This is a genomic window from Streptomyces sp., assembly GCF_036566765.1.
GTDB lineage: Bacteria > Actinomycetota > Actinomycetes > Streptomycetales > Streptomycetaceae > Streptomyces.
Genome location: NZ_DATCVQ010000669.1, coordinates 1 through 6,304 on the forward strand (window position 1 = coordinate 1; position 6,304 = coordinate 6,304).

A 6,304-nucleotide genomic window follows, 5' to 3' on the forward strand; every position below is an offset into this window, starting at 1 on the left:
AGCGCTTCGGCCGCGGCGAGCCGGGCGTCGACGGACCCGGTGGCGGCGGCGATCCGACCGAGCGCGGCCACGGCCTCGCCGCCGGGGCAGGCGGCGAGCGCCGCGACCAGTTCATGGACGACGTCGCCGCGGAGCCGGTCCGCCAGCCGGGCCAGTACAGGAGAGGCCGGCGCGCCGATCCGGCCCAGGGACTCGGCCGCAGCCCGTGCCACATCGAGACTGGTGTCTCCCGAGACGAGCGCTCCGAGTGCTTCCGCGGCCTCGGGCACCGGGAAGGCGCCCAGTGCCTGCGCCGCGCGGATCCGCACCGCCTCGTTCGTGTCCCGGGTGCCGCCGAGCACCGCGGGTAGCGCGGAGGGATCGGCGATCGCGCCGAGGGCGCGCAGCGCACGGGCCCGCAGCGTCGCGGCCTCCTCGCTGTCGGAGGCGAGGGCCGCCAGTTGTGTCGATGCGGGTCGGTGGCGCAGTGCCGCGAGCGCGTCGGCGGCGGCGACGCGCGGCCCGAGGGGCCCCTCCTCGTGAAGGGCGTCCATCAGGAGCGGAGCGGCCGCCTCGCATCGGGAGTGGCCGAGCGCGAGCGCCGCCCCTCGGCGCTGCGCCGGGCTCGCGCCCGGGTCGAGCAGGGCCTGCAGGTCGTCTAGGGGCGGTGACGGCAGCCGGGCGAGGGCCAGGGCGGCGCTGTCGCTGACGCGTGGATCGTCGAGAGCGGATACGAGCGTGGCGGCCGCCCCTTCGTCGGCGACGGCGGCCATGGCGGCGGCAGCCGCCCTGCGCACCAGGGGTGCGGGCGCCTCGGTGAGAAGACGGTGGAGGATGCCGAAGTCGCGGTAGTCGTGGCGCGAACCGAAGTGCTCCGGGTGGGCCTCGACGACGGCGCAGCACTGGACGACGGTCTGCTCGGGGACCGGCTGGGGACGGTTGCGGCGCCTGTAGTCGAGCAGCACCCCGCGCAGTTCCGAGCGTCCCTCGTGAGTCCTCACCATCAGCTCCGCCGCGAGCCGCGCCGTCTCGGCGTCCGGGTCCCACAGTCCGCGTCGGAGCATGATGTCCACATGCCAACCTGCCGGTGGCGGCCAAGCGTCCTCGGGCAGCTCGGCCAGGGCGTGGAGCGCCGCCCGGCGCAGCGCGGGGGAGGACCCTTCGGAATCGACGAGGAACAGCAGCGCCGGCCCCGTGCGCGGATCGCGCTGGGCGCCGAGCACCTGTACCGCCTTCTCCCCGTAGAACGGCAGCAGTTCCCACAGCGTCGCGAGAAGCAGGGGCACCGACTGCGGTGCCCGTAGCCGGGTGAGTACGTCCACCGCGGTCCACCGCGGCCCGCCGCCGTCGGTGAGCCAGCCGAGCAGGACGGGTACGACGTCGGGCGCGCCGATGAGGACCAGCGCCGCCACGACTGCCTCGCGCTGACCGTCGTTCTCCAGCTCGCTCCCGAGCAACCGCATCAGGCCGGGTACCGCGCGCTGCTCCCGCATCCGTCCGAGCGCGCGTACCGCCTCGAGCCAGAGGTAGGGGTGCTCCGGAACCCGCCGCTCCAGGACTTCCAGCAGGAAGTCCCCTGCCGTCTCACCCCCGAGGTCGCCCAGCAGCGAGACGGCGAACCACGCGGTCTCACGGCTGCCGTCGCGTACGGCCCGGCAGAGCCCGGCAACGTCGGCGTTCAGCCGCATGCGGGCCACGTCGAACTCGGCCGGGGCAGGCATTCAGCGCCCCTCGGCCTCGTCGGACTGTGCCACGTACAGCGGTGTGCCGACGACGATCTGGAGTTCCCGGCCGCTCTCCGTCGTGAGCGTGCCGTGCATCAGCCGCCGCGCCAGAAAGTCGCAGTACACGGCCGGCTCCTTCAACAGGCGGGAAAACTCCAGTACTTGGCGTAGGGGTTCGTTCCTCCTCGCGCGGCCGCAGTCCCTGAGCGCGAGCCGCGGCTCGCCGAGCGGCCAGTCCTCAGGCGTTTCCCGCAACAGCCTGAACAGCGACGGCAGCGCCGCATGGGACGGCGGAATCGACTCGGGTCCGACCCGCTGCCCGACGAGATGGTGCGCCGAACCGATCAACGCGACGACCGTGTCGCCCTCTTGCCCGGTCATGAACACCGGCCCCGACGGTCTGCCGTACCCCGCGATCCGCAGTGGCAGATCGCCCCGGAACCAGGATGCGGGCTCGGTGATCCAGCTGACCTCGTACTCGCGTTCCAGATAGGACTCCACGACCTGCAGCCGGTCGTACTCACTGATCTCGTCGCGGGGCGACTGGAGTTGGACGCTGAGGACCTTCAGGTCGAGTTTCGCCTCGACGGCCAGGCACCGCAGTAGCTTCGCCGGGATCTGCCCGAACAGCATGTCGATCTTGGCCCCGGAGTTGTACAGGTAGTACCGCACGCGCGCTCAGCCCGTCCCACGTACGGACCGGTGCGGGAACTCCTCGGGCGCGAGGTTCCTCATCGCTCTCCTGGCAGACGTCGCGGACGATGGTGCCGGTGCGGAGCCAGGGTAACCGGCCCCGCACCGGCGTGTTCAGGCGGCCCTGTACGCGGCGGTCAGCTTGGTGACAGCGCCCGTCAGGTCCCCGGTGAGGAGCAGGTGGTCGGCCTCGGCGAAGGGGGTGGCCGTCGCCGCGGTGATGTTCTGGCCGATCTTCTGCTGGACGATGATCCGCGCCCTGGCGATCAGCTCCCGGCCCTCCGCCGAGGTGCCGTGGCCGGTCGCCTGGAGGACCTTCGCCGCGATGCCGATGGCCTTCAGAGCTGCTGCCCCGCCCACAGGTGCCGGGGTACGGGTGGTCAGCCGTAGATGACTTGCAGATCGTAGGCTGCGTCGCCGAAGTCGCACGCCTCCTCGAAGAGAGCCGCGAATTCACGAGCCAACCGGCGTCTCCACCAGCCGGCGCGCTCCGTTCTCAGGCCGAGGCCTCCACGAGGTCCCAGAAGCGGTCGACGACCTGTTCCAGATAGGCGCGGCCCTGCTCGCCGGAGGCCGCCGCGCCGGCGCCCCGACTCAGGGTCGCCGTCATCAGGTGCTGGTACTCCTGGTGCATCGTCCGCAGCGGGCCGTCGAGCGTGCGGCGGTCGTGGCCGGTCAGTTTGGCGATGGCACGGATGTGCGCCTGCCAGCGGGTGCTCACCGCGTCACCGAGCAGTCCGGCGAGGCGCTCGTCGTCACCCGTGACGCCCATGCGGTCGCGCGACGACAGGCCGAGCACGGAGGTGAGAGCCGCCGTCTGCCGAGCGTCGCCCGTCCAGACACCGGTGAGTTCGGCGTGCTCGTACGCGCCGACGTCCATGCCGATCGCGCGAGCGACGTCGGCGGCGGCGTAGCCGCGGACGAGGCGGTGCTCCCTCAACCCACGTGGCGTACCGATGAGTTGGGTCGGATCGCACCACAGCACGCTTGAGAGGGCGGTGAGCTCGCTGGGGCTGGGCGCGGCCGTGCCGCGTTCCCAGGCGATGACGGTGTCAGGGGTGACATGACGTAAACCGAACGCGGCGTGCAGGCCGTGCGCGACATGGCTCGGTGTCATGCCCAGCGACTCGCGGATGCGGCGCGCGGCAGCGGCGTCGAAGGGTGCGGGTCGGTCGTGGGGGGAGGGGGGTCCAGGCACAGCCGGGATGGTAGAGATCGTTTCGCGATCTGGCTACTGTGCGTTCTGCCGAGAGTGCGTTTCGTGCGTGTCTCCGAGGGCGGCCCGAGCGGGAAGCGGTCCAGGTGAGAGCGCGACCGCTGGATCTCCATAACATCCTTGCAACCATTGGCAGTTGCTACCAATCAAGTCCACGCGACAGGGCCACTGTCCGTATGATCCACACCACTTCGCATGTGCGTTCGCGCATCACGCGGCTGACCACGGCATCAGAGGATCGCCCCAACTGTCCCTGATTCCGTATGCGTTCCCCCAAGCCCACCCATGTGCCGCTCCCGAGGGCATGTGCTGATTCAGGAGAGTTGATGAATTCCCCCAGCGCGACCGGCGCACCGTACGACGTGCATCCCCAGGCCGGCGGCTCCCCCCGCACCCCCGGCGGCCCGCTCGACCGCTACTTCCGCATCACCGAGCGCGGATCGACGTACGCACGCGAGATACGCGGTGGAATCGCCACGTTCTTCACCATGGCGTACATCCTCGTCCTCAACCCGATCATCCTGAGCGCGGCCGAGGACAAGACCGGGGCCCAGCTCGACCCGGCGCAGCTGGTCACGGCCACCGCGCTCGTGGCCGCCGTGATGACCGTCATCATGGGCGTCGGCGGCAACCTCCCGCTCGCCCTCGCCGCGGGTCTCGGCCTCAACGCCGTCGTCGCCTTCCAGCTCGCCCCGCTGATGACGTGGGACGACGCGATGGGCTTGATCGTGCTCGAAGGACTCATCATCTGCGTCCTGGTACTCACCGGTCTGCGCGAGGCCGTCATGCACGCCATCCCGCAGCCGCTCAAGCAGGCCATCAGTGTCGGTATCGGCCTGTTCATCGCGTTCATCGGATTCGTCGACGCCGGATTCGTCACACGAATCCCGGACGCGGCCAAGACCACCGTGCCGGTGCAGCTCGGCACCGGAAGCCTCACCGGCTGGCCGATGCTCGTCTTCGCCCTCGGAGTCGTGCTGACCATCGTGCTGCTCGCACGCAAGGTCAAGGGCGCGATTCTGATCAGCATCGTCGCGATGACCGTCCTCGCCGTCATCCTCGACAAGGCCGCCGACATCAAGACCTGGGGCCTGACCACCCCCTCGCTCCCGGACTCCCTGGTGGCCTCTCCCGACTTCGGGCTGCTGGGCAAGTTCGACGTCTTCGGTGCGTTCGGGCAGGTCAGCGTCGTCACCGTGCTGCTGCTCGTCTTCACCCTCATCCTGTCGGACTTCTTCGACACCATGGGCACGGTCGTCGGCGTGACGGCCGAGGCCGGGCTCCTCGACGAACGCGGCCAGGTCCCGAACCTCGGCAGGGTGCTCCTCATCGACGGTGCGGCAGCCGTGGCCGGCGGCGCCGCGTCGGCGTCCTCCGCGACGACGTACATCGAGTCGGCGGCGGGCGTCGGCGAAGGCGCTCGCACCGGTTTCGCCAACCTGTTCACCGGTGGCCTGTTCGCGCTCGCGCTCTTCCTCACGCCGGTCCTCACCATCGTGCCGCTCCAGGCAGCGGCCCCCGCTCTCGTGGCGGTGGGCTTCCTGATGATGACGCAGGTCAAGCACATCGACTGGGACCGCTACGACATCGCCATCCCGGCGTTCCTGACCATCGCCGTCATGCCGTTCACGTACTCCATCACCAACGGCATCGGCGCCGGCTTCCTCGCCTACGTCATCATCAAGACCGCGCTCGGCAAGGCGCGTGAGGTGCACTGGCTGCTGTGGGGGGTCTCCGCACTCTTCCTCGTCTACTTCGCCATTGACCCGATCGAGCAGCTGCTCGGTGTCAAGTAGCGGCAAAGACGGTTGAGTTGACGACGACGGGGCCCGGTTGGGCCGGCCCCGTCGTCGTCCTCATTCCTGTCATCGCCGCTTCCTGGGGTGCGGACCCCGGCTCGGCCTGAGGCGTCGGGTGGGGACGCGACCGGCCGGCCGTCGGCCCGACCGAGTCCGGTCAGAACTCCAGCACCTCGCGGTCGAGCGGATACTGCGCACGTTGACATCCTCCCCGCCCTAAACGACGGGGATTCCCGCCTGGCTGCCGGCGGTGACCGGCTGGGCCTTCGGGTGGGTTCCCCGTTCAACGGGCCGTGCCTGGCGTGGGATCTCCACTCCAGGGCTTATCGGCCCTCCAGGGGCGTTTAGCCTCTCCGCCTGCCCGGCGGCGAGGATCACACGCGACGCATTGAGGGCACGATCATGCACAGCAGCACAGCCCGAGCACGCCCACTGCCGGACGTGCAGCGGCTTCCTCCCGTCCACGACCCAGCACAGGTGGCAGGTCTGCGAGGACGGCAGCCGGCGGGAGACGACACCCACGTGCAGGCCGAACCGGGTCGCCTTCTCCTCCAGAATCCGACGGAACACGCCCCGCGCGGCGTCGTGGACGGACTTGGCCATGCGAGTCCGCGCGAGACCGGAGACCGCCAGGTCTTCGAGGTAGACCGCTTGGTTGTCGCGGACCAGCCTCGAAACGTTCTGGTGGCACCAGTCCCTACGCGCGTCGGCCACCCGGGCGTGAGCGCGGGCGACCTTGACGCGGGCTTCGACCCGGTTCTTCGATCCCTTCGCCTTCCGGCTCAGGGCCTGCAGCGCCTTCCTCAGCCGCCGCTCGGAGCGGCGCAGGAACCGCGGATTGTCGATCACCTGTCCGTCGGAGAGCACGGCGTAGTGAGTCAGGCCCAGGTCGA

Annotated in this window: 6 protein-coding genes; 1 reads left to right on the forward strand and 5 read right to left on the reverse strand. The window is 70.3% G+C overall.

The window, feature by feature from the left end; all coding sequences use genetic code 11:
* The 4 genes from VIU94_RS38865 to VIU94_RS38880 form a co-directional block, all read right to left on the reverse strand.
* The coding region (locus tag VIU94_RS38865; RefSeq protein ID WP_331919356.1) for a HEAT repeat domain-containing protein at positions 1–1,700 on the reverse strand (1,700 nt) is incomplete at its 3' end.
* A complete protein-coding gene (locus VIU94_RS38870) occupies positions 1,701–2,375 on the reverse strand; it encodes a DUF7019 family protein (RefSeq protein WP_331919358.1) in 675 nt (224 codons plus the stop codon).
* A gap of 135 nt (positions 2,376–2,510) precedes the next feature.
* A complete protein-coding gene (locus tag VIU94_RS38875; protein WP_331919360.1) occupies positions 2,511–2,756 on the reverse strand; it encodes a hypothetical protein in 246 nt (81 codons plus the stop codon).
* Positions 2,757–2,892: 136 nt separating this feature from the next.
* The gene (locus VIU94_RS38880) at positions 2,893–3,594 is read right to left on the reverse strand and encodes a helix-turn-helix domain-containing protein (protein WP_331919362.1); all 702 of its coding nucleotides are present in this window, start codon (positions 3,592–3,594) and stop codon (positions 2,893–2,895) included.
* A 344-nt stretch (positions 3,595–3,938) separates the two neighbouring features.
* On the opposite strand from VIU94_RS38880, the gene VIU94_RS38885 reads away from it, so the two are divergent.
* A complete protein-coding gene (locus tag VIU94_RS38885) occupies positions 3,939–5,408 on the forward strand; it encodes an NCS2 family permease (RefSeq protein WP_331919364.1) in 1,470 nt (489 codons plus the stop codon).
* A gap of 219 nt (positions 5,409–5,627) precedes the next feature.
* Here VIU94_RS38885 and VIU94_RS38890 read toward each other — a convergent pair.
* A partial coding sequence (locus VIU94_RS38890) for an RNA-guided endonuclease InsQ/TnpB family protein (RefSeq protein WP_331919366.1) occupies positions 5,628–6,304 on the reverse strand: 677 nt, incomplete at its 5' end.